We start from the raw sequence: 1257 nt of genomic DNA on the forward strand, positions 1-1257 counted from the left end.
CATCGGCGTAGTAGTGGATGTGGTCGATGACAAAGCCGGTGCGGGTCAGCGTGCGCCGGAGGATCGGCAGAAAATCGACCAGGAACGAAGTAGCGCGTGTGACGACGGCCGGTACGCCGACACGCGCCACGGCCTCGGCCCAGCGCGCGGCCGGCGGTTGGAGCAGGCCGTTGTGCACCGAACCGTGGTAGGTGCCGACCGCCAATGTGAGCCAGCGCTCTAGCTCGCGCAGCGTCAGGGCGGCCTTGTTTTCGGAATCGTAGTCGCCGCGCTGGTCAGGGTTGGAGAAGGTCGTTCCCGGCAGTTCGTCGTGAATCATCTGCATCGCCGTGCCGATGATCCGTTCCACGATGCCGCCATAGTGCGGCTGTCCCAGCGGGCGATAGTCCAGCCGGATGCCATGCTGCTCGCAACCCCGGCGCAGGGCCTCGCTCTTGAACTCGGCCGCGTTGTCTAGGTAGAGCAGCAAGGGCTTGCCGCTCATCTGCCAATCCATTTCCACGTTCAGTCCTTCCAGCCAAGGGCGCTTGTCGCAGGCGACATGCACGAGGCACAGGCCAACCGAAACGGCAGACGGCGCTTCCAGCGTGACGACCATGCCGAGCACGCAGCGGGTGAACACGTCGATGGCGAGGGTCAGGTACGGGCGGCCAATAGGTTGCCGGTCGCGGTCATCGACCACGATCAGGTCGATGACCGTATGGTCTATCTGCACCTGCTCCAGCGGCGCGGTCACGGCAGGAGGCTCGCCGCCCACACCTTGTAGGTCACGAGCGGCATCCTGGCCTTCCCGCCGGCGGATGACCTTGCGCGGGTCAAGGCTAGCGATCCGTAAGGCCACGGTATTGCGCGCCGGCACTCGCAGTTTTTGAGCCTTGCACACCTGAGTGACTTCGCGGTGAAAGGCCGCTAGGCTGCGCTTCTGCTTGGTCAGGAACCGCTTTTGCAGTAGCTCGTGGATGACGCGCTCGACCGGTTCCGGCAAGCGCCCCTTACCTTTACCTCCACCGGACTGGCCGGGCACCAGATCCGTCACGAGGCCGCTGCCTTGCCGGGCACGCCGGATCAGAACGTATACCTGGCGCCGAGACAAGCCCAGCGCCTGAGCCGCCATATCGGCCGCTTCGTGCCCGACCGTCTCCGACTGCGCCAACGGACTGATGATCTCCGCACGACGGCGCGCACGCTCCCAAGCCTCATCAGGCAGAGTGGCCACGCCTTGTTCTGGAATCCGTGGGGTGTCCGTCGCCATGCTCA

1 protein-coding gene is annotated in these 1257 nt (G+C 65.1%); it reads right to left on the reverse strand.

Translation table 11 applies throughout. The features are described 5' to 3' along the window. Nucleotides 1-1257, reverse strand: a 1257-nt coding sequence (locus PG883_RS23500; protein WP_425330937.1) for a transposase, incomplete at both ends; no start/stop codon positions are given.

It is taken from the genome of Aeromonas sp. QDB25 (assembly GCF_027707725.1).
GTDB classification, from domain to species: Bacteria; Pseudomonadota; Gammaproteobacteria; order Enterobacterales; family Aeromonadaceae; genus Aeromonas; species Aeromonas caviae.